Origin of the sequence: Pseudalkalibacillus hwajinpoensis, from assembly GCF_039851965.1 — a bacterium.
Classification (GTDB): Bacteria; Bacillota; Bacilli; order Bacillales; family Guptibacillaceae; genus Guptibacillus; species Guptibacillus hwajinpoensis_E.
In genome coordinates, this window is the sequence record NZ_CP156674.1 from 561670 (window position 1) to 581616 (window position 19947).

The 19947-nt window shown below is 41.6% G+C and carries 26 protein-coding genes; 7 read left to right on the forward strand and 19 right to left on the reverse strand.

Features of this window, described 5'->3' with window-relative positions; all coding sequences use genetic code 11:
• Window positions 1-71: 71 nt before the first annotated feature.
• The 3 genes from ABFG93_RS02780 to ABFG93_RS02790 are packed head-to-tail and all read right to left on the reverse strand — an operon-like array spanning window position 72 to window position 3230.
• Window positions 72-1604, reverse strand: a complete 1533-nt coding sequence (locus tag ABFG93_RS02780; protein ID WP_347550463.1) for an acyl-CoA carboxylase subunit beta — start codon at window positions 1602-1604, stop codon at window positions 72-74.
• Between the two features lie 53 nt (window positions 1605-1657).
• Complete coding sequence (locus tag ABFG93_RS02785) at window positions 1658-1870, reverse strand: biotin/lipoyl-binding carrier protein (RefSeq protein WP_347550464.1); 213 nt, start codon at window positions 1868-1870, stop codon at window positions 1658-1660.
• Window positions 1871-1889: 19 nt separating this feature from the next.
• A complete protein-coding gene (locus ABFG93_RS02790) occupies window positions 1890-3230 on the reverse strand; it encodes an acetyl-CoA carboxylase biotin carboxylase subunit (RefSeq protein WP_347550466.1) in 1341 nt (446 codons plus the stop codon).
• Window positions 3231-3529: 299 nt separating this feature from the next.
• On the opposite strand from ABFG93_RS02790, the gene ABFG93_RS02795 reads away from it, so the two are divergent.
• A complete protein-coding gene (locus ABFG93_RS02795; RefSeq protein WP_347550467.1) occupies window positions 3530-4003 on the forward strand; it encodes an N-acetyltransferase in 474 nt (157 codons plus the stop codon).
• Window positions 4004-4061: 58 nt separating this feature from the next.
• On the opposite strand, the gene ABFG93_RS02800 is transcribed toward ABFG93_RS02795, so the two are convergent.
• From ABFG93_RS02800 to ABFG93_RS02815, 4 genes are all read right to left on the reverse strand, one after another.
• The gene (locus tag ABFG93_RS02800) at window positions 4062-4625 is read right to left on the reverse strand and encodes an RsfA family transcriptional regulator (RefSeq protein ID WP_347550469.1); all 564 of its coding nucleotides are present in this window, start codon (window positions 4623-4625) and stop codon (window positions 4062-4064) included.
• Between the two features lie 102 nt (window positions 4626-4727).
• Window positions 4728-5492 (reverse strand): enoyl-CoA hydratase/isomerase family protein, encoded by a 765-nt coding sequence (locus tag ABFG93_RS02805; RefSeq protein WP_347550471.1) that lies wholly within the window; start codon window positions 5490-5492, stop codon window positions 4728-4730.
• Window positions 5493-5555: 63 nt separating this feature from the next.
• Window positions 5556-5729, reverse strand: a complete 174-nt coding sequence (gene rpmF / locus ABFG93_RS02810; RefSeq protein WP_048309912.1) for a 50S ribosomal protein L32 — start codon at window positions 5727-5729, stop codon at window positions 5556-5558.
• A 52-nt stretch (window positions 5730-5781) separates the two neighbouring features.
• Window positions 5782-6318 (reverse strand): YceD family protein, encoded by a 537-nt coding sequence (locus ABFG93_RS02815; RefSeq protein ID WP_347550473.1) that lies wholly within the window; start codon window positions 6316-6318, stop codon window positions 5782-5784.
• Window positions 6319-6505: 187 nt separating this feature from the next.
• On the opposite strand from ABFG93_RS02815, the gene ABFG93_RS02820 reads away from it, so the two are divergent.
• The gene (locus ABFG93_RS02820; protein WP_347550474.1) at window positions 6506-7720 is read left to right on the forward strand and encodes a nucleotidyltransferase; all 1215 of its coding nucleotides are present in this window, start codon (window positions 6506-6508) and stop codon (window positions 7718-7720) included.
• A 49-nt stretch (window positions 7721-7769) separates the two neighbouring features.
• Here the strand turns inward: ABFG93_RS02820 and ABFG93_RS02825 are convergent, their stop codons facing one another.
• Complete coding sequence (locus ABFG93_RS02825; RefSeq protein ID WP_347550476.1) at window positions 7770-8798, reverse strand: SepM family pheromone-processing serine protease; 1029 nt, start codon at window positions 8796-8798, stop codon at window positions 7770-7772.
• Window positions 8795-9583, reverse strand: coding sequence for a patatin-like phospholipase family protein (locus ABFG93_RS02830; protein WP_347552736.1), 789 nt, complete (start codon window positions 9581-9583; stop codon window positions 8795-8797). Before ABFG93_RS02830 ends, ABFG93_RS02825 begins: the two co-directional genes overlap by 4 nt.
• A gap of 127 nt (window positions 9584-9710) precedes the next feature.
• Between ABFG93_RS02830 and ylbJ the strand changes: the two genes are divergently transcribed.
• Window positions 9711-10934: a sporulation integral membrane protein YlbJ gene (ylbJ, locus tag ABFG93_RS02835; protein WP_347550478.1), complete on the forward strand. Its 1224-nt coding sequence runs from the start codon at window positions 9711-9713 to the stop codon at window positions 10932-10934.
• A gap of 37 nt (window positions 10935-10971) precedes the next feature.
• Here ylbJ and coaD read toward each other — a convergent pair whose 3' ends face one another.
• From coaD to ABFG93_RS02850, 3 genes are all read right to left on the reverse strand, one after another.
• Window positions 10972-11466, reverse strand: coding sequence for a pantetheine-phosphate adenylyltransferase (coaD, locus tag ABFG93_RS02840; protein WP_347550480.1), 495 nt, complete (start codon window positions 11464-11466; stop codon window positions 10972-10974).
• A 2-nt stretch (window positions 11467-11468) separates the two neighbouring features.
• Complete coding sequence (rsmD, locus tag ABFG93_RS02845) at window positions 11469-12047, reverse strand: 16S rRNA (guanine(966)-N(2))-methyltransferase RsmD (RefSeq protein ID WP_347550482.1); 579 nt, start codon at window positions 12045-12047, stop codon at window positions 11469-11471.
• A 256-nt stretch (window positions 12048-12303) separates the two neighbouring features.
• Window positions 12304-12624 (reverse strand): hypothetical protein, encoded by a 321-nt coding sequence (locus ABFG93_RS02850; RefSeq protein WP_347550483.1) that lies wholly within the window; start codon window positions 12622-12624, stop codon window positions 12304-12306.
• 113 nt (window positions 12625-12737) lie between these two features.
• Here ABFG93_RS02850 and ABFG93_RS02855 point away from each other — a divergent pair, with 113 nt between their 5' ends.
• Complete coding sequence (locus ABFG93_RS02855; protein WP_347550484.1) at window positions 12738-13124, forward strand: DUF7147 family protein; 387 nt, start codon at window positions 12738-12740, stop codon at window positions 13122-13124.
• A gap of 207 nt (window positions 13125-13331) precedes the next feature.
• Here ABFG93_RS02855 and ABFG93_RS02860 read toward each other — a convergent pair whose 3' ends face one another.
• Complete coding sequence (locus ABFG93_RS02860) at window positions 13332-14561, reverse strand: MFS transporter (protein ID WP_431522037.1); 1230 nt, start codon at window positions 14559-14561, stop codon at window positions 13332-13334.
• Between the two features lie 175 nt (window positions 14562-14736).
• Window positions 14737-15012, reverse strand: a complete 276-nt coding sequence (locus ABFG93_RS02865; RefSeq protein WP_347550486.1) for a YlbG family protein — start codon at window positions 15010-15012, stop codon at window positions 14737-14739.
• A 140-nt stretch (window positions 15013-15152) separates the two neighbouring features.
• On the opposite strand from ABFG93_RS02865, the gene ABFG93_RS02870 reads away from it, so the two are divergent.
• Window positions 15153-15473, forward strand: a complete 321-nt coding sequence (locus ABFG93_RS02870) for a hypothetical protein (protein WP_347550487.1) — start codon at window positions 15153-15155, stop codon at window positions 15471-15473.
• A 23-nt stretch (window positions 15474-15496) separates the two neighbouring features.
• On the opposite strand, the gene ABFG93_RS02875 is transcribed toward ABFG93_RS02870, so the two are convergent.
• Entirely contained in the window at window positions 15497-15937 is a 441-nt protein-coding gene (locus ABFG93_RS02875; protein ID WP_347550488.1) for a YlbF family regulator, read from the reverse strand.
• 160 nt (window positions 15938-16097) lie between these two features.
• Between ABFG93_RS02875 and ABFG93_RS02880 the strand changes: the two genes are divergently transcribed.
• Window positions 16098-16910 carry an ATP-grasp domain-containing protein gene (locus tag ABFG93_RS02880; RefSeq protein ID WP_347550490.1) on the forward strand — a complete coding sequence of 271 codons (813 nt, stop codon included), beginning with the start codon at window positions 16098-16100 and terminating at the stop codon, window positions 16908-16910.
• 27 nt (window positions 16911-16937) lie between these two features.
• On the opposite strand, the gene ABFG93_RS02885 is transcribed toward ABFG93_RS02880, so the two are convergent.
• The 3 genes from ABFG93_RS02885 to ylbD all read right to left on the reverse strand — a co-directional run bounded on the left by ABFG93_RS02885 (window position 16938) and on the right by ylbD (window position 18079).
• Window positions 16938-17333, reverse strand: a complete 396-nt coding sequence (locus ABFG93_RS02885) for a hypothetical protein (protein WP_347550491.1) — start codon at window positions 17331-17333, stop codon at window positions 16938-16940.
• 105 nt (window positions 17334-17438) lie between these two features.
• Window positions 17439-17672, reverse strand: a complete 234-nt coding sequence (locus ABFG93_RS02890) for a YlbE-like family protein (RefSeq protein WP_347550493.1) — start codon at window positions 17670-17672, stop codon at window positions 17439-17441.
• A gap of 11 nt (window positions 17673-17683) precedes the next feature.
• Window positions 17684-18079, reverse strand: a complete 396-nt coding sequence (ylbD, locus tag ABFG93_RS02895) for a spore coat protein YlbD (RefSeq protein WP_347550495.1) — start codon at window positions 18077-18079, stop codon at window positions 17684-17686.
• Between the two features lie 148 nt (window positions 18080-18227).
• Between ylbD and ABFG93_RS02900 the strand changes: the two genes are divergently transcribed.
• Window positions 18228-18728, forward strand: coding sequence for a PaaI family thioesterase (locus ABFG93_RS02900; protein ID WP_347550497.1), 501 nt, complete (start codon window positions 18228-18230; stop codon window positions 18726-18728).
• On the opposite strand, the gene ABFG93_RS02905 is transcribed toward ABFG93_RS02900, so the two are convergent.
• On the reverse strand, window positions 18715-19794 hold the full coding sequence (locus tag ABFG93_RS02905; RefSeq protein WP_347550499.1) for a CAP domain-containing protein: 1080 nt from the start codon (window positions 19792-19794) through the stop codon (window positions 18715-18717). The genes ABFG93_RS02900 and ABFG93_RS02905 overlap by 14 nt on opposite strands.
• Window positions 19795-19947: the final 153 nt, after the last annotated feature.

Genomic DNA, 19947 nt, shown 5'->3' on the forward strand with positions numbered 1-19947 from the left:
TGTAGCATATCTTTACCGCTTTCTTCATTAGAAAATCCCTTAACAGAAAAGTTAAGGGATTTCTCTCTGATTTATACAGGATAAACTGGATGCTTCTTACTAGGAGCTGCTACTTCTTTTGATTCGTAATAAGAAAGGCGATCAACGAGCACCTCTCGAAGCTCACTTCCCGGGACAATGTCGTCCACGATAAGCTCTGAAGCAAGCTTATAGATATCGATATGCTCTTTATATTCCTGATGCTTCTCTTTGACATACTCCATCCGTTCTTTAGGGTCTTCGATTGCATTGATCTTATTCGCATAAACCGCATTCACAGCCGCTTCAGGTCCCATAACAGCAATCTGTGCAGTCGGGAGCGCAATGCAGCAGTCAGGTTCAAACGCCGGTCCTGCCATCGCATATAAACCTGCGCCATATGCTTTTCTAACGACAACAGAAATTTTCGGAACCGTGGCAGAGCTCATGGCTGCCACCAATTTTGCACCATGCCGAATGATACCCGCGCTCTCTACCTTCGTTCCAATCATAAATCCAGGCACATCCGCTAGGAAAATAAGTGGGATATGATACGCATCACAAAGCTGAATAAATTTAGCTCCTTTGTCGGCGGAATCAACAAACAGGACGCCACCCTTTACTTTAGGCTGGTTTGCGATCAATCCAACAACTCGTCCATCAATCCTTGCAAATCCGGTAATTAATTCTGGAGCAAATAGCTTCTTCATCTCAAAAAAACTTTCTCCATCAACAAGGGCATCAATGAGATCGTACATATTAAATGGCGCATTCTGATTCTCAGGTACAATATCTGTAATCGATTTTTCAAGTGAAGGCAATTGCCCTTCTAATTTCGGCGTTCGTTTGTGGAAATTGCCCGGAAAATAACCTAAATAAGCTCTTCCAAGTTTAATTGCATGCTCTTCATTTTCCGCTAGAACATCACCGCAACCGCTCGTAGTGCAATGCATTCTTGCTCCGCCCATCTGTTCAAGCGTTACTCTTTCCCCGATAACCTTTTCAGCCATTCGTGGCGAGCCGAGGTACATGGATGCATTTTTATCGACCATGACGACAATGTCACAAAACGCTGGTATGTACGCACCACCTGCTGCAGAAGGTCCAAACAACAGACACACCTGTGGCACCATTCCAGACATTTTAACCTGATTATGAAAAATTCTTCCTGCTCCACGTCGATTCGGGAACATTTCAAGCTGGTCTGTAATTCTCGCTCCAGCTGAATCCACCAGGTAGAGAAGAGGAACTTTTAAACTCATCGCTGTTTCTTGAATACGGATTATTTTCTCTACTGTTCTTGCTCCCCATGAACCGGCTTTGACAGTAGAGTCATTCGCCATGACGCACACTTTCTCACCATTCACTTTCCCAATTGCAGTTACAACCCCATCAGCTGGAAGATCCTTAGCATGGTTATTGGCAAATTTCCCATCTTCTATATACTGGCCGTTATCAAATAACAGTTTTAAACGATCACGTACGAAAAGCTTATTTGTTTCTTTAAGCTTCTGGTGGTATTTCTCTGCACCACCAGAAGCAATTTCTGTCGCTTTTGTTTGCAGAAGTTCTTCAAGATGATTCATCTAGTATCCTCCTTCATTTTAATCTAGATTGAGCGCTCGCTCAGCTATGATTCCTACTTAATGGTAACGAGTACATCGCCTTCGTTAACAAAATCTCCAACAGCCACTTTCACTTCAGCAACCGTTCCTTCTTCCACACCTTCAATTGGAATTTCCATTTTCATAGATTCAAGCATCACCAATTCCTGTCCAGATGTAACAGAATCTCCTTCTCCCACCATAACGTTTAATACTGTCCCTGCCATAGATGCTTTAATTTCTTGCATGTTCATCAGTCCTTTTTATTTATTTTTTATGAACGAGTTTCTTAGCTAAATAGGAGGTCGAGTACTCGCCTTTCTTGAAGTTCTCATCCCTAAGCAGCTCTGTAAATAATGGCCCATTATGTTTAATGCCAGTTAGTGAAAACTGATCGAAAAAGTCCTGAGCTGTTTTGATTGTCTCATCACGCGCTGTACCACTTATAATAACTTTCGCAATCATAGGATCATAAAATGGAGATACGCTCGAACCACTCTCATATCCGGAATCAATTCGAACAAGATCCATCTTCGGAAAGTCCAGCGTCTCGATCTTCCCAGGAGAGGGCATGAAAGTGTGTGGGTCTTCTGCATATAACCTGAACTCCATACTATGCCCTGATGGAAAAATCTCTTCCTGTCTTAACGGCAGCTCTTTTCCTTCTGTAATCAATAGCTGCCACTCAACAAGATCGACGCCAATGGTTTCTTCGGTTATTGGGTGTTCAACTTGTAATCGTGTATTCATTTCAAGGAAATAGAAATTTTCATTTTCATCTACTACAAATTCGACTGTACCTGCATTTTGATACTTAACGTGCCTTGCAGCTTTAATCGCAGCTTCTCCAATTTTCGTTCGGGTGGACGATGATAGAAATGGTGAAGGCGTCTCCTCTACAACTTTCTGGTTCCTTCGTTGTATGGAGCAATCTCGCTCATAGAGATGAACAATGTTTCCGTGACTGTCTCCAACAATTTGAACTTCAATGTGTCTCGCATGATCAATGAATTTCTCAACAAACATGGCCCCATTACCAAAATAAGCCTTTGCCCTGTTTTGACTGGAAGCAAAAGCCTTTTCAAGCTCCTGGTCATTCTCACAGCGCTGCATTCCTATTCCGCCACCGCCAGCTGCAGCTTTTAGCATAATTGGATACCCGATTTCGTTTGCATACGAAATTGCTCCTGTGACATTTTCTATTTCAGTACTTCCTGGCACAACCGGTACACCGGCTTCTACCATTGTTTTTCGTGCTGTAATTTTATCTCCCATCGCTTCGACCACATCAGCTGAAGGTCCGATAAAAGATATACCCATTTCTTCAACTTTTCTCACAAATGACGCATTTTCAGATAGAAAGCCATAACCAGGGTGAATGGCATCCACCTTTTCTTGCTGAGCGACCTTTACTATTTCTTTCTGGTTCAAGTATGATTTCACTGCAGGAGGATCTCCGATGTCATATGAATGTGTTGCTTGTTTAACATAGGGAAGCTCTTTGTCTGCACTCGAATAAACAGCGACCGTTTCAATTCCTAGTCTACTGCATGTCCTTATAATTCGTTCAGCGATTTCGCCTCGGTTCGCAATCAGGATTTTTTTCACACTCTCGCCCCTCTCGTCTTTACGGGTTGAAAACCCTTACATTTATCATATCATTAATTACGGATCACGTTTCAATAAATATTCAAATTATTCCTTTTAGACTTTGTTTTTTGAAATAAAGAAAAATTTCGCGATTTCAGTTATAATGAAAGGGAAGGATTCATTTTCTATTAGGCTCTGTTAGTTACTATTGCTGAAACTACCTTATTGGGTTGGAATGAACTAAATATCAACGACATTAATTAACAGAACCTTTTTATTAAGAGAAAATGAAAAGCTTATATGATGGAGGGGCCGCTATGGTAGACTTGACAGTACGTCCACTTGTAATTAATTACAAAACTCTCGAAGAGTTTAAGAAATTTAAAGAGTTTGGTATTCAGGAGCTATCAATGATGGAGGATTTGCAAGATAACATCATCGAAAATGATAGTGAATCACCATTCTACGGTATTTATTTCGGAGATACTCTAGTCGCGAGAATGAGTCTGTATAGAATCGATGGAAAATACGACCGTTATTTTGATCCACCACAGGATTATCTCGAACTATGGAAACTTGAGGTGCTTCCTCAATATCATAATCGCAGCTACGGTTCATCCCTGGTCAATTTTGCAAAAACCTTCAATGTCCCTGTTAAAACGAATGCAAGACAGGGATCGGGTGAGTTCTGGGAAAAGATGGGCTTCGAGGCTGTTACGTATCACCCAGAACGTGATCGAGGTGAAAATCCATATGTGTGGTATCCAGATGGCGTATCAGAGCAGGAGTAGTAGAAACACCTGCTCACTGCTAAAATAGTAAAGAAATAGGAGCGGCCAGTGGCCGCTCCTATTTCTTTACTTTCTCAAGATTACCATTTGCATCCATTTGGAAGCGAAGACTTCCCTGATCCTCTTCCTGGAAAACAACCATCTTCCGAGCTTTTTCCATAATTCCTAGTAGAGATTGATAATCTTCCTGTACAATCATATATTCTTTCTCTAGCTCATGAAGGTGTTGCTTTAACTGCAGGTTTTCTTCAAGCGATTCTTTTAATGCTTGTTCACGTTCATTCGATTCAGCAAAACGTGCTTTTGTTTGCAGGAGAAGATTAATAGCGTCATTTAGTAACTCGAGACTACTTCCGCCTTCTTTCGCTTCGCTTTTTTGCACTGGTTGATGTTTCTTTTGTTCTTTTCGCTGCTTTTTTGCAAGAGCAATAGCAGCTTCATACTGTTTCCGAATAAGCGAATTCCACCTAAAGCCACAGGCCGCTGGTGTACGAGATAGTGTCTTTCCCACTTCTTCAAAAGCTGCTAGCTGTGTACTCGCCTCACGTATATGTCGTAAAACTACTTCAGCAAGCAAAATATCCTCGTCCTTTGACCATGCATCCTGGCGAATTGGTACCAATCGCAATCCCCCCAATAACCGTTTTACAGTCATCTTATGCGATTGATAGATGTAGTAGACTTGCAGATTTAAGAAATAGTTTCATTTCTACTTCTAATCAGGTTAGCGATTCTTTCGACTCAGGAATGCATCCACTGCCCTGTGATGCTCATCTGAAGCCCAGAGGTTCGCACAGTTTCTAATCTCACTGTCCACTCGATCTCTTATGTCTACTTCATTAAGACTAGTTAACCAGTACGTTTTATAAGAAGAAAGAATCTTTGCTGGGCGCTTAAATAAGTCTCTGATAAAGTCTTGGGCCACGACTTCCCAGTTTTTTGTTGCTGTTACATATGTAAGGTACCCCTGTGAAAAGGCTTGTTCTGCTGAATATCGGTCGGCACTCATCAACATTTGAAGTGCCTGTGTTGGGTTCATGCGCAAAAGCGCATAAACACTACCGCCCCAGCCTGTTGTCAAACCGATTGAACCCTGAATAAATCCAACCTGAACACCACTTCTCGCGATTCTATAATCACAGGCAATTGCAAGCTCAGAGCCGCCACCTAAAGCATGACCATTTATCAAGGCGATCGTCGGTTTATTACAGAAGAATAACTGCTCAAGAACCGAACCCATCTTCCTCAACATCGGATAAGCCTGGTCCTCTGTTCGGAGGTCACGAAAAACCTCAAGGTCGCCTCCACTACAAAAAGCACGGTCTCCACTCCCTGTTATAACAATGTATTTCACAGCAGGGTCGGTTTCTGCGTTTGAAATCACTTCTGATAACTCTTCCATGACCTCATAATTGATTGCGTTTCTCTGTTCGGGTCGATTAATTGTAATGATAGCGCCTTCATTTTTCACTTCATAACGTATACCCATTCGGTACCTCCAAGTTATCAGGTATTAAAAAAACAGAGAGATTGCTCTCTCTGTTTCGCAAAATTACTTGCTTACTACGTTTTCACCTTTGTAATTTCCACACTCTTTACAAACACGGTGAGAAAGTTTGAATTCGCCGCAATTAGGGCATTTTACCATTCCTGGTACTTCTAATTTATAATGAGTACGACGCTTATTTTTACGCGTTTTAGAAGTTCTTCTAGCTGGTACTGCCATCGTTTCCACCTCCTTAAAAAGTTAACTGATGATATGGAAGTATACTTACCGATTATTTATCCTCATTTTCATTATTGAAAAAATCAGCTAAACCGGCCATGCGAGGATCCACCTTTTCTTTCGGCTTCTCTTGCGTAACAACTTCCCATCCATTACCGGATTTTCTTGGCATTTCTTCTGATTCAGAGCTATATTTCACCACTCGAATCGGAATCTCCAAAAGTATATTTTCCTTAATATACGGAACTAAGTCAACCGTATTTCCCGAAACTTGATGAATTTCTTCATCTTCGTCTTCAAAATCAACTCCACTTGTGTTTGCTTCAAGCACAAATGTTTCGATTGGGCGAAGAACGAAAGGAAAATCCACATCTTCGAGCGTGTTGGCACAAGGAAGTACCATTTTGCCTTTCACTGTTAAGTGAAAAGTAACTTTATTACCGTGAAATGATGTTTCACCGGTAACGTGAACTGGCGTAATCTCACGTATATCTGGATTACGTTCCTTTAGTTCCTCTACATTAACTTCTTCGTCAATTGTAAGGCCTTTTAGCTTATAGGACTTCAATTGTTCAATTGACCATTTCATCTGTCTATCACCTCAAGGCAACAAAAGTATTATAGCTACAAAATAGGTAAATGTCAATATTTTTTCTTTACACCAGTTGTTAAGCTGAAGATCTTGGTATAGTCTTAATCATACCAGAGTAAAAACATTGAATTCAACTCATAGAAATGATTGCCCGCCAAGAAAGCGGATCGGAAGGAGCTTTTAGATGAAAACTGCTGGTGTTATTGTTGAGTATAATCCGTTTCACAATGGACATTTGTATCATTTAAATGAAACGAAAAGAACGACAGGGGCTGATATTGTCATTGCTGTAATGAGTGGTTCCTTTCTTCAACGAGGAGAACCCTCCCTAGTTGATAAATGGACGAGAACAAGGATGGCCTTAATGAATGGTGTTGACATTGTGATTGAGCTTCCATATGTGTATGCTACCCAGAAAGCAGAAATCTTTGCGCGAGGCGCAGTTTCTCTTCTTTCTTCACTTGGTGTAGATGAGCTATGCTTTGGAAGTGAATCAGGAACGATCGAGGAATTCCTTGATACGATTTCGTTTATTAATAACCATGAGCAACACTACAATGAACGAATTAAATACTATATGGGAAAAGGCAATAGTTATCCGAAAGCAACATCACTTGCTTTTCAAAGTCTCGATGGACATGAACAGGTCCTCGATTTATCACAGCCTAATAATATTCTAGGTTATCACTATGTGAAAGCGATTGACTCCCAGAAGTCCCCCATGAAACCTTCGACGATTTTGCGGACGAAAGCAGGATACCATGATCAAAATCTGGCTGATACCAAAATCGCAAGCGCCACAGGCATCCGACATGAACTGATTACGAAAGGAAGTTCTCTTAAGAGTGTGAACGCTTATGTTCCACCCGCTACCTTTGATGAGCTGAACTTTTTTCAAAAGACTTATAAAACTTTTCATGCCTGGCACAGAGTCTTTCATCATCTAAGATATAAATTATTAACAGCATCAAAAGAAGAACTTTCACTCATTTACGAAGCTGAAGAAGGTCTTGAAAACCGTCTAGTAACGGTTGCTAAAACCGCCCACACCTTCCCAGCCTTTATGGAAGCAGTTAAAACAAAGCGGTATACATGGACACGCATTCAACGGTTTGCCCTTCATATTCTAACGAATACATCGAAGGAAGAAATGAAGCCAGTGCTTAGTGAGACAGCCCCTTACATCAGATTACTTGGTATGTCTCAAGCTGGAAGATCCTATTTAAATGAGAAGAAAGGTGATCTTCCTGTTCCACTAGTCTCGAATATCAACCAGTTTGAACACCCTTTCCTTTCCATTGAGCGCCGTGTGAGTCAAGTTTATGCACTGGGTTTTTCAGGAGAGCATCAGGAAACTTTTCTTCAAAAAGAGCACAAATCAGCTCCCATTATGATTTAAATAAGAGAAAAGCGCCTTTCACGTTACATTAGGTGAAAGGCGCTCGCTTCTATTTCACTTTAAGCTGCTTTAAATAATCAACAGCATCTTGAAAAGTTTCAACCGGTACTATCTTCATTTCGGTTTTAATGTCATCTGCAGCTTCCATGGCATCATCGTAATTAGAATGAGCAACAGGAGCAAAGAAGATTTCAGCACCGGATCCATCTGCAGCCACAATTTTTTGTTTAATGCCGCCAATTGGGCCAACTTCTCCATCTTCATTAATCGTGCCTGTTCCTGCTATTTCGTATCCTTTGGTCCAGTCTTCTTCGGTTAGCTGATTGTAAATCTCAAGAGAGAACATCAAACCAGCGGAAGGACCACCAATTTGATCGGTGTCTATTTTTAGTTCAGGATCGGTTTCAATCGTTGTCGCAGTAACAGGACCTGTTATGCCAACTCCAACTTTTCCATCTTCCGTATTGTAAGGCTCAGGGAAGGCCTGGAAACCAAGTTCAACTTCTTGTTCTTCCCCTACACGCTTGATTGTCAAAGTGACTGTATCTGATTCACTATACTGTCCAAGTAATTCAAGAAGCTGCTCCGTTTCCTCCACGGTCTCTCCATTTACTTTTACAATGAGGTCACCTAATTCTAATTTTCCATCAGCAGGCATTCCTTCGATAATACCTGTTACGAGTACACCATCCTTTGTAATGGTAATCTCTTTACCTGCAGCCTGGTACGCAACAATCGTAGCGCTTGCCTGTGATCCAGCCATTACCTCCAGCTGGCGCTGATGATATTCTTCATCCGTTTCTTCTTCACGCTTGATCATTTCTTCGGCAATCAATTCATGGTATTCATTGAATTGAGCCCAGACGTATTGAATAACGTTTGCTTCTCCAACTCTCACTGTCGTTAACATGAATTCCCCGCCATCAGCGGATCCACCTTCTACACTAACCACATCATCAAGCTGCCTTGCCTCACCCGGGGTCGTTACATAGTAAGGCAGGTCAATAAATGTTATCGCAGCTACAATGACGAGTATAATGACCCATCCAAATGTAAATTTCCTGGTGCTTCGGTTCATTTATTCTTCTCCTTCCACACCTCCACCGCCCTATGTATATCATCAAGGTGGCGATAGGCTTCTTCCTCTCCAATTTTAATAATATCCACTACATTTGTAAAAGCTCGAGATTGATATGATGCAAGCATTGGTTTAATCATAATGTCGGCGTTGATCTCATGCAGCCGGACCATTTCATTTTGCATGATATCAATGCTTTGCATGATAACATCGATAATCGACGTTACATCAGGCTCTTTTTTAACATCTGACACGTCAACTGCAATGACGAGATCTGCCCCCATCTCCCTTGCGACCGAAACGGGAACACGATCAATCACACCACCATCAACAAGCAGTCGATCACCGATACGTTCTGGCACAAGAATTCCGGGTATTGCAATGCTAGCTCGAACTGCCTGAGCAACCGGTCCTGATCGAAAAACCACTTTTTCTCCTTTAATTAAATCCGTAGTGACGATCGCAAGCGGTGGGACCATCTCCTCAATAAGCTTTCCGTGGGTTAGCGTCTCGATTAAACTTTTTACTTTATTTCCAGCTATAAAACCCATTTTGGGAACGATAAAATCCAGATAATATTTACGTTTAAAAAGCGTCGCCATTTTTTCCATTGTTTCAACATCATGGCCTGACCCGTAAATGGCACCAACTAGCGAACCCATGCTGCTTCCTGCAATGTAATCAATCGGGATGTTTTCCTGCAGCAGTACTTTCAATACTCCTAAATGTGCAAATCCCCTTGCTCCCCCAGAGCCAAGTGCTAAACCAATTTTAGGACGGTTCATCATGAACGCCTCCCCAGTCTATACCTGCTTAATCATATGGTCTAATTGTTCTTCACATACGTATATTTTAATTATCGGACAGGTTACGGTCCCCGCAAATGCCGCCACTATTTAGGAGGTTGCCTTCATGAATGTTCAAATAATGAAAACAATCTTGCTCGCAGCATCAGTAACTACAGTTGCTCTTTCAATCATTATGCACCCGGAACATACTCTTGAAGCTTCGAGTAGTGGACTCTCCATGTGGTGGACAATCGTATTTCCATCTTTACTTCCCTTTTTTATCATTTCAGAACTACTTATTGCAATCGGGGTTGTTCGCTTTATCGGCATATTACTTGAACCCCTTATGAGACCTCTCTTTCGTGTACCAGGATCAGGAGCATTCGTTTTTGCTATGGGAATTGCATCCGGTTTTCCTGCTGGCGCCAAGTATACGGCGCACTTACGTAAGAATAATGATATCTCCGCAGTCGAAGGGGAACGACTTGTTTCATTTACCAACTGCTCCAATCCACTGTTTATTTTTGCTGCTGTAGCTGTTGGTTTTTTCCACAATCCTGCACTAGGAATTATCCTGGCTGCAGCTCATTACGCCGGGAATATTCTCGTAGGGTTTGCTATGAGGTTTCATCATCCAGATGACAGACATTACACACAGCTCGTTCGTTCAAGTGAGCCGAGGTTGCACCAGGCATTCCGATCTCTACATGAAACACGCCTAAGCGATGATCGTCCTTTTGGAAAAATGATGGGAGATGCCGTCCACTCTTCAATCAAAACGCTTTTAATGGTTGGTGGCTTTATTATATTATTCTCTGTCTTAAATGAGCTCATTAGCGTTGTCGGTGTTGCGACTCTTCTTACTGGGGCTGTTAGGACCCTCTTGTTATTCCTGCAGCTTCCAACAGTTCTTGATGTTCCTTTATTATCAGGACTATTTGAAATCACGCTTGGGAGTCAATTAACGAGCGAAAGTTCAGCAGGCTTATTGCCTCAGGCCATCATCACAAGTTTTATTCTCGCCTTTAATGGCTTTTCAGTTCAAGCTCAGGTTGCAAGCATCCTTGCCGATACCGATATCCGTTTCAAACCTTTTTTTATGGCAAGGCTGATGCACGGCGCCTTTGCAGGGATTTTAACGCTTGTACTCTGGAAGCCAATATATATTGACATGCTCTCATCGGGAAAAGTAGTTCTTCCAGTTTACCATCGGGATGACTCAGAAACGCTAGCTGAAGTACTCTATCAGTTTTTTCAGCTAACTGGACCCTGGATGACGTTCTTTTCCCTTATTGCATTTATCATCCTCGCCATCCGCAGAACGAGATCAGAACCCGACCTCAGGTAAAAGACATAAGCTTTTAAAGGTAGAAAAAAGACCCCCGTTAGTCTAACGGGGATGCTGCATATTTTTCTCGAAGCGCACTCTCAACGATCTCGGGAACAAGATCTGAAACAGGCGCATGGTATTTTGCAATTTCCTTTACAATGCTCGAGCTGAGGAACGAATATTGATTATTCGTCATCATAAAGAACGTTTCAATTTCATCTTCGAGCTTTCGATTAATGGAAGCAATCTTCATTTCATATTCAAAATCTGAAACAGCACGCAGTCCTCTTAGTATCGTTGACGCTTTTACTTCTTTCGCATAATCAATTAATAGCCCACGGTAGGAATCAACCGTTACATTCCCAATATCCTTTGTCACTTCCTTTAATAATGCCACACGCTCATCAACTGAAAAAAGCGTAGACTTACTTTGATTATTTAGAACTACCACTTTAATATCATCGAAAACCCTTGCTCCTCGTTTGATGATATCTAGATGGCCATATGTAACCGGATCAAAGCTACCCGGGCAAACAGCAATCTTTCCCATGACTATTCCTCCTTCTCAACACCAGACTGTTCATATGTATAAATCGATATTGTCGTCTTGCCGCTATAAGTCTCGCTTCGTGTCATCGTTAATCCGGCAATGATTTCTGGAAGAACGACTTCCTTTTTGTGCTCAACAACCACCGTTGCATCGGCTTCAAGGAGCTCATAATCAGTTAGCTTCTCCAGATCATGAAGAATCTGTTCCTTATGATAAGGAGGATCAAGTAATACAAGGGAAAATGTAAGCTCTCGTTTATAAAGAGCTTTAAGGGCACGCTTTGAATCATTCCGGTAAACTTCTGCAGCCCCAGTAAACTTCGTCTGTTTAAGATTCCATTTAATTGTTTCAATGGCTTTCGTATCACAATCTACGAAAACACACTTCTCTATGCCGCGACTTAAAGCTTCTATGCCAAGTGCGCCGCTTCCACCGTATAAATCAAGAGCCATTCCACCTTCGAAAAACGGACCAATGATATTATAAATCGACTCTCTCACTTTATCTGTCGTCGGTCTCGTTGACATACCAGGAACTGGCTTTATATGCCGTCCTTTACACTCTCCTGCAATTATACGCATTTCTGTCACAACCTTATCATTCCATATTCCTATTTATCCTACCATAAAAAATGCCAAAGCTAAAATGAATGTATAAACCATTTGAGGCTGGCGATACTAAACGTAGCAGTATCGTCAAAACGGTGCTGTCAACCGCGGAGAAGACTTACGTTTCCCCATAAGTTCTTCCTCCGGTTTCTCCTCTCCCATTTGCCTTGGCCTAACGGCTTAAGGCACCCGCAGGAAGTTTCTCCTGCGGGTATTTTTTTGTAGAGATTCACCCCGGATCAAGATCAAACGGCATCTCGACCGCGTGAAGGCCAGCCCAACCATGATGAATCCAGTTTCCCCACTCTTCTGCTGAAATGTTTGTCTCGTTAACTAAATAGTTCTCCACGTCAGCAAGAGATTGATCTGACAACATTTCCGCCTCAGCAGCGGTAATTACCCCGTGGATCACAAGGACAGCGACGATATCTGCAATGATTAAACCCTGTATAAGATTTTTGTCGATGGTTTCCTCTTCAGCATTTCTTCCTTTCCAGTACATATAAAGCAAGCCCACTACTACCGTTACCAGAAGCAGAATCGATCCCAATAGAAGAACCTCCTTTCTTCTTATTCTAATGCAAACGCTTTATCCTTTCCATCATTAACAATTCATGCTACATTATGAAAGGATTTCTTCCAGACTGAAAGGAGAGTGACACCATGATTCAACGCTTTATTGAACTTGGCGAGGGCTATTCTGATATTTATGAACTTGTTGAACTTGCAAGAACCAATTCGCACCGTGTTCATCGTTTACTGGTATTAAAGACTAACAAACAAAACCGCGAAGTGGTATCACCTGTCGTCGTATTGAAACCAGCAGGTGAAGGAAACCTTCAGCCACTTTACATATGCAGAGAGGGTATCCCTGCAAGAGAGCCATCTGTTAAGCGTCTGCAGTTATTTGAGGAAATTAGCGCCACACTTGATGTGCCGATCATTCCGATTGAAGTGAAACCCTCGCATGATTTTAATGAAAAAGAACTGTATTACAATTACATCATTGGCATCCTTCGATTAAATAACCTCATTCCACCTCTTCAATAGTGAAACGATTTTTTAAGTGAAACTTCCATTTGTGGGTGGTTTTCACTTCATCCCTCTGAAGATTAGGGACTGTTAACCCCAGCCTAAACGTCTTGATTGAACGTTCCTGTGGTGGGGGTTTTATTATTCCTTATAGGTGGCTTCAACACAGTAGTAGCAAAAAAAGCAGGAAGCAGGGCAGAACCCCTGTTTCCTGCTTTTCTTAGATTACGATGGTACTTCATTTGCTTCATACCTACGTTGTCTGCGATCTAGCACTGGCAATACTTTCCGTTTCACATAAGCGACATTCAGGAGTAAAATAATGCCTGCGAATAGAAAAAGGCCTCTTGTGCCTACAAGCGCCACAATTGCTCCTCCCGTCACGGGGCCAAGTAGATTCCCCAAATAGACGGCACTGTTAGAGAAGCTGTATGTTCTGCTTTCCATTCCTTCAGGCGATAGAGTTTTCACAAGCGAATTAACAGATGGCAGAAGTCCTCCGATACATAATCCAAGCATAAATCGAAGTGCGATTAGCTGCCATAATTCCTGAACGAAAGCTTGCGGAATGGAAAAGACCGCTGCCCCAATTAGAGAATAATACAATACATAATGGGCTCCTTTTCGATCTCCTATTTTCCCGAGCTTTGGTGAGGCGACCATGTTCGCTACCCCCATCACTGACGCTGCAATCCCTGCAAAAAGAGCCACATTCGCTCCGGAAGTAAGCTGCTGAACGAATAACGGAATGAGTGGATTCATACCGAGCAGAGCAAACTGAACAAGAAACCCAACCAATAGAAGCGGTAGCATTGGTGAGCGAACCGTAACCCGTTTGAAATCTTTGACTGCATTACTTCTCTCCACTACCATAGTCGGTTCAGGCTTTGTCTCTTCTTTTACAAGAAACACGACTACAAGTGCAGCAAGTAAAATACAAAAACCGGTTAAATTAAATATCATTCGAAATCCAAACGCCTCTGCCATCAGGCCTCCAAATAGCGGACCACATATTGCACCAGCGACTGCGCCTGAATTTAATGTCCCAAGCGCATAACCTACATGCTCTCTTGGAGTGTTAGTCGCGACCAGTGCAATCGAGGCCGGTATAAAACCTGAAACAACTCCGTTTAATAACCGTAAACCAAGCAAGGACCAGGGACCTGTGGCAAATCCGGTTAATATAATAACAAGTGCCATACCGAAGCCCGAACGCAGCACCATTAGCTTGCGTCCATGACGATCTGCCAGACGTCCCCAGAAAGGTGAAAATAAAAAGGCTGTTAAAAAATTTGCGCCGAAGATCACACCAGACCAGAGACTAATCTGACTGTCCCCCTCTACTCCAAGCTCCTGTAAATAAAGCGGAAGAAACGGCATAATCATCGTCATTGCACCAAGAACTAGAAACTGACTAACAAACAATATCCACACATTTCGTTTCCAACGACTCAAGCTAGTCACATCCTTTAACCCGACCATTATATCCTTCGATCTCCGAAATAATCAACCGATTTACACGCAAAACCCAAACCTGTCTAATCGTCCCTTCCGATCAGGGCGTAAAATGAGCCAAATATCATCACCATACCGTAAGCAAAATAAAAAGCCATCCCAGATGGAATGACTTTTACAGACCCATTTTATAATCATACTCTTTCGCTTTATCAGGCTTTGCATTCTGATATTCAGTCCGCACCTCTGGACGCTTTGAAGGTTCAACTCGTTTTACAAAATGAAGAGAATTCAACCGCTCTTTTGTCGTCTCGAGCTGATCAAGATTAATATAAATCACAACGTACTTCTGTTTCGAAGAAACATAATGTACATTACCAAATCTTCTTAATTGTTTAGCATGTTTCAGTGACTGTATATATACTGCTAAGCCGACTCGTTCTACAAACATGACATGCTTCCCCTTTGCTAATGAAATCGTCTCCCTCAATCTGAACGCTGTATGGTAGCAAGAATGAACAGAGCGATGGTCATTTTAGTATGTTTCAGTTAGGATAACAGTAGACTGTGTATGAGAAAGGATGCGATCCTATGAACCTTGATGATATCTGGGAACCATTTCTAAACAGATTATCCAGCTCAGACACCGTGCGCTCTGTTTATAAAAAGAACATCACCGGGATTCCTTTTCTATATCTTACATTAAATACGAACATCCGAAAAGCTACGATTGACACCTTAATTAAAATAGAAGCCGCACGTGTGATGAGAGGCAAACAATTAAGAATGGAATACTCCTTCGTTCGAGAAGAAAAAACTCTTCTTGTTTACCGTGTTCGATTTCTAGTGCCTCAGGAAAAAATGTTCTGCTGCGGTAACCTTTGTCCTGACTGTATTCGATTTCGAAATTGAAAAACCAGAGCAATTTGCTCTGGTTATCCACATCCACAGCTGCCGCCAGAGCCACAGCCTCCTCCACAGGATTGATTGTCGAAGAAAGGATTTCCTGATGGTACTTTAATTGAGGGTGAAACTTCACCAGCAAGTAGGGAAGATACCTCAACCAGAAGTCCTTCAAGTTCTGTTTCAGCCTTTTTAAACGAAGCAACTGATTCATGAAGATCCATATCGCGCTTAGCTTCACGGACCTGCACGGTAATAGTCATAAAGTCAGGATGGTATCGACCGAATCGCTGAACTTCATCATACAGTTCCTTCAATTCAGTAAAACGCTTGATCAGCCTTTGGGCTTCCCTGTTTTTAGATAACTGCCTTCTTGCCTCATGATATTCATGAGCTACTTCTGAATCTTTTATCAAAAATCCAAGCTCTTCAGCCTGGTCTAAAATCATTACACTATCGAGAGTAGCAATCATACTTACACCTCCATCCTTATCTTACCACCTCAAGGAAGGGCTTGACCAGTCTCTCATTAATAACCGACTTTTTAATCCACGATTTGGTTATTGACTTTTTCTGTAATCAGTTCTATAATTTTCTAGATTTGTGTGTGTTTCTATCTTAGAAAGGAAGACAATGATAACTTTGAAACTTCTTACCTTTAATCCATTTCGTACCCTTGGTATGCCAGGCATTTCTTACGTAAAACCCGATCACATGTTTAAAAAAATTCATGATATTCGCGAAGCGGATGTGCTTCTATTCCCGGAAAAATGGCAGGTGAACTCTCTTGTCTATGGCTTGAATAAAACCATTTTCCCCTCAATCCAATCCATCCAACTAGGTTTTGATAAAGTGGAGATGACAAGAGCATTCTGGTCGATTTCAAATGATCTTATGCCGTATACAGAAATAGCAGGAAAATCTAACGAAACTATCGAACGAATTTTAGATACATTTCCTTTTCCGTTTGTCGCAAAAGAAGTACGCAGTTCAATGGGGAAAGGCGTTTTTCTTATCAACTCAGCGGAAGAATTCATCACCTACGCTGAGAACAATGATGTCCTTTATGTTCAGGAATATTTACCAATTGAGAAAGACCTTCGCGTTGTCTATGTAGGGAACTCAGTCGTTTCTGCTTATTGGCGTATAGGGGGAGATTCGTTTCATAATAACGTTGCACAGGGAGGAAAGCTTTCTTTCCATAGCATACCTGACGAAGCACTTCAGCTTGTTGATCAAACAGCAAAAGCGCTTGGCATTAATCATGCAGGATTTGATGTCGTTGTTGCTAATGGAAAGTTCTATTTCTTAGAATTTAACTGTTTATTTGGTAACAAGGCCCTCGTTCAGCGGGGGATCCATGTTGAAAGAATGATTTTCAACTATTTATTGGAACAATTCCCCCCTATTGTACCACCAACAGCACCTTTCAAAATCATTTCATAACGGTTGGATAAGTCTCATTCGTGAGACTTATTTAATTTCTACCTTAAATTCATTTAGGGAGATGTACCTCCCCCCATCTTCCCGCATGATATCCAAACGAATAGTATGTTTCCCTTCCGGCAGGTTATGGAGAATAAATGCAGCCTGTTGAACAGTTTGATGTTTTTTCCCATCTATATAAACATCAATCGAGCCATAATACTCTTGCGTCTCATTTTGTTTATCAAATGTGAAATTAGGAATCACACATTCAACAAATACGTCCGCCCCTTTCGTCCGGTGATTCACAACAACCGGATCAGTCTTCTCACCGGCTTCTACATTTGACTGAAAAGACTCACTAAACCCGACAACAGGTACACAGCAAGCAACCATCAGCAAAATGATTAGAAGCTGTTTACCACTACTTAAACTAATCCGCATTGTTAACACACACTCCTTTGTTATAAAGTGTGCCCAATCTCACTCTTTTCATGATGAAAAAAACAATGCGTGATCGAACGCGGAATAACGCAAACAAAAAAGACCCTAATTTTTCAACTGGGTCATTAACGCTAACATCATATTTACCATATTCAACTGATTCTGGAATCGATCGACTTTCTGCGGAAAGGTTTGACCATAAAATACTTTTGACGCTTCTTCAAATTCTTTAAGTGCATAAGGTTCACGGCTTAATCGCCGATACCAGACAGGCTGATTTCTTAAGAAAATAACCAGATCCTGTCGTGTCGATAGAAACGCCTGCACTTCTTCACGCATCCTGGTCCCCCCTAATCATGACGAAATGGAAATGGAGAATGTGAGTCCATATAGGGAGGTTGATGCTTTGGTTTTGAACGAAATTGTGATAGCACCTCTTGAATGGAATACACAGCCCCGCTAAATTGTTCAATACCTCGCTGTACTTCTTCAAAATTCATCTGTTTAATTGCTGATAGCATCCCACTGAGCTTGTTTCCACTGTCATCAGCGTGTTCGTCTTCTTGAGCTTTTTTCTCCTCATTGAACCACGTCTCATCATCTTCACCGAAAAGTACCCACTCCTCAAACAGTTCCTGAAGCGTTTTGTCCCCGCTCTTCACCTTTTTCAATACATGAGGATGGGCTCTGACGAACGTCTTAAATTCCTGAACCTTTTGATTGTTATTCACCTTTGCATCAGGCATACTCTCTACCCTCCATCTGCTAGCCTAACCAATATGGTCTTACTACATCATAATTAGACTTTTAACAATTGTGCGCCTATTTATTTGAGATGTTGATTTAGACTGGTAAAATGAAAAGGAACGAGACTCAATAGGAAAGGGATGTCATATGAACGAGACAAACGACCAGATCTACGAACTACTAACAGAATTACTCGATCAAGCGACAGAGAAGGATAAAGAAAATCTAGTATCACTATTAACAGGAGTTCAGAAAAAACAAAGAGATCAGTATAAAACTTATTTGGCTGGGTATATGGGTATTCAAAGCAAGCTGCTAAATGAAAATACCTACGAAAGTATCATCCCAAATCGCGAGCTAATTCATAATCCACTAGACATCGTACATGGCGGCATCACTGCATCCCTTATCGATATAGCGATGGGTTCTCTAGTTCACCAGACTCTCTCCTCAAATCAAGCAGCCGTTACATCCGAGATGAACATTCATTACCTAGCAAAAGGCACAGGGAGTGAAATAAGATGTCGCTCAGAAGTTGTCTATAAAAGTGATACACGCTGGGTTGTCAAGGCAAACGTGTATCGCGATGACCAGAAAATCATCGCAACGGCTACCGGAAACTTCATGATTATCCCTAGAAAGGCTTAATGAAATTCTGTGTGTAGTATTCTCTGTAGACTCCTACTCCTATATCTGTGAACTCTTCATTAAGTAGCGCTTCACGATGTCCTTTACTATTAAGCCATCCAAGCATTGCTGCACCTGCATCTGGGTATCTTGCAGCGATGTTTTCACCAGCATAGCTATAAAGCACATCGCCTTTTTTTAACCGATCTGAAAGCTCCCCTTTTGATGGAGAAGTATGAGAAAAGTAATTATTTTGCTGCATGTCCTTACTATGACCGATTGCTACCTCTGAAACTTCATCATTGTATACAAGCACTTCCTTGTTAGAAAGTTGACGAAGGACATTGGTCATCCCAAAGATTTGCTTTTCCATAGCAGCCTGAACACTTTTCCACTCTTCATCAGAAAGAGGTTCAGCTTCTATCAGCTCTCCTCGATAAGAGACAGCATAAGGCTTTTGTTTAACAAGTACATGTGGTTCAGCAAGCCTCACAGCTCTTAATTTCCCATTGAATTTATCAAAATAATACTGAGCAAAAAGACCATTATTGATTGCCATTAACGGTTTAAGCTGCTTCTCCTCTTCAGACAGCTGGAATCGGTAATCATCTCCGTTAATACTAAGCGCCACTTCTCCCTCCGGACTGGTATCGCTAAAAACAGTTGAAGCTTGTTCACCCATAGGGTAATTCTCACCCGCAACAACATTTCCCATAAAGAAAATGGTCACCACACGACCTTCTTCAATTCCTACTTGAAGGTACCCTGTGTTAGATTCTTCATAAATCCACCAGTCATAGCCATATGCGGAAGGATCAATTCTGTCTGGCTTTCCAAGATTGCTTGTAATAGCATCAGAACTTTCTCCGATCCATTTTTCAACCCCAGTTAACGGCGGTAAGTTTTTCTCTTCAACAACCGTCTCAGTTGCCTTTTCTTCCGCGGTCTCATCTAATACAAAATCTTCTTCCGTTATGATTCGCTCGACTTCAGGGAGAACCTGATTCCACTCTATACGTTCGTAAACATTCATTGAGACAATAACCAGGGCTATAAGAATAATGAAGCGAAGTACATTTTTTATCATTGGATCGCCTCCGTTTCATCCTATTATGCCTTATCCATTAATAGAATCGCAACACAAAGGAATGGTGCAAGTCGAGTAAAAACACCTCCCAAATTCCAAAAAAAAGAGCCCATAGGCTCTATTTATCCTACCATTAAGAGGCAGTAACCCCCC

Bases quoted from the DNA above. Each gene is read 5' to 3' on its own strand.
- ABFG93_RS02780 (WP_347550463.1), bottom strand. From the start codon at position 1,604: ATGAATCATCTTGAAGAACTTCTGCAAACAAAAGCGACAGAAATTGCT.
- ABFG93_RS02785 (WP_347550464.1), bottom strand. From the start codon at position 1,870: ATGCAAGAAATTAAAGCATCTATGGCAGGGACAGTATTAAACGTTATG.
- ABFG93_RS02795 (WP_347550467.1), top strand. From the start codon at position 3,530: ATGGTAGACTTGACAGTACGTCCACTTGTAATTAATTACAAAACTCTC.
- ABFG93_RS02805 (WP_347550471.1), bottom strand. From the start codon at position 5,492: ATGGGTATACGTTATGAAGTGAAAAATGAAGGCGCTATCATTACAATT.
- rpmF (WP_048309912.1), bottom strand. From the start codon at position 5,729: ATGGCAGTACCAGCTAGAAGAACTTCTAAAACGCGTAAAAATAAGCGT.
- ABFG93_RS02815 (WP_347550473.1), bottom strand. From the start codon at position 6,318: ATGAAATGGTCAATTGAACAATTGAAGTCCTATAAGCTAAAAGGCCTT.
- ABFG93_RS02820 (WP_347550474.1), top strand. From the start codon at position 6,506: ATGAAAACTGCTGGTGTTATTGTTGAGTATAATCCGTTTCACAATGGA.
- ABFG93_RS02825 (WP_347550476.1), bottom strand. From the start codon at position 8,798: ATGAACCGAAGCACCAGGAAATTTACATTTGGATGGGTCATTATACTC.
- ABFG93_RS02830 (WP_347552736.1), bottom strand. From the start codon at position 9,583: ATGAACCGTCCTAAAATTGGTTTAGCACTTGGCTCTGGGGGAGCAAGG.
- ylbJ (WP_347550478.1), top strand. From the start codon at position 9,711: ATGAATGTTCAAATAATGAAAACAATCTTGCTCGCAGCATCAGTAACT.
- coaD (WP_347550480.1), bottom strand. From the start codon at position 11,466: ATGGGAAAGATTGCTGTTTGCCCGGGTAGCTTTGATCCGGTTACATAT.
- rsmD (WP_347550482.1), bottom strand. From the start codon at position 12,047: ATGCGTATAATTGCAGGAGAGTGTAAAGGACGGCATATAAAGCCAGTT.
- ABFG93_RS02855 (WP_347550484.1), top strand. From the start codon at position 12,738: ATGATTCAACGCTTTATTGAACTTGGCGAGGGCTATTCTGATATTTAT.
- ABFG93_RS02865 (WP_347550486.1), bottom strand. From the start codon at position 15,012: ATGTTTGTAGAACGAGTCGGCTTAGCAGTATATATACAGTCACTGAAA.
- ABFG93_RS02870 (WP_347550487.1), top strand. From the start codon at position 15,153: ATGAACCTTGATGATATCTGGGAACCATTTCTAAACAGATTATCCAGC.
- ABFG93_RS02875 (WP_347550488.1), bottom strand. From the start codon at position 15,937: ATGATTGCTACTCTCGATAGTGTAATGATTTTAGACCAGGCTGAAGAG.
- ABFG93_RS02880 (WP_347550490.1), top strand. From the start codon at position 16,098: ATGATAACTTTGAAACTTCTTACCTTTAATCCATTTCGTACCCTTGGT.
- ABFG93_RS02885 (WP_347550491.1), bottom strand. From the start codon at position 17,333: ATGCGGATTAGTTTAAGTAGTGGTAAACAGCTTCTAATCATTTTGCTG.
- ABFG93_RS02890 (WP_347550493.1), bottom strand. From the start codon at position 17,672: ATGCGTGAAGAAGTGCAGGCGTTTCTATCGACACGACAGGATCTGGTT.
- ylbD (WP_347550495.1), bottom strand. From the start codon at position 18,079: ATGCCTGATGCAAAGGTGAATAACAATCAAAAGGTTCAGGAATTTAAG.
- ABFG93_RS02900 (WP_347550497.1), top strand. From the start codon at position 18,228: ATGAACGAGACAAACGACCAGATCTACGAACTACTAACAGAATTACTC.
- ABFG93_RS02905 (WP_347550499.1), bottom strand. From the start codon at position 19,794: ATGATAAAAAATGTACTTCGCTTCATTATTCTTATAGCCCTGGTTATT.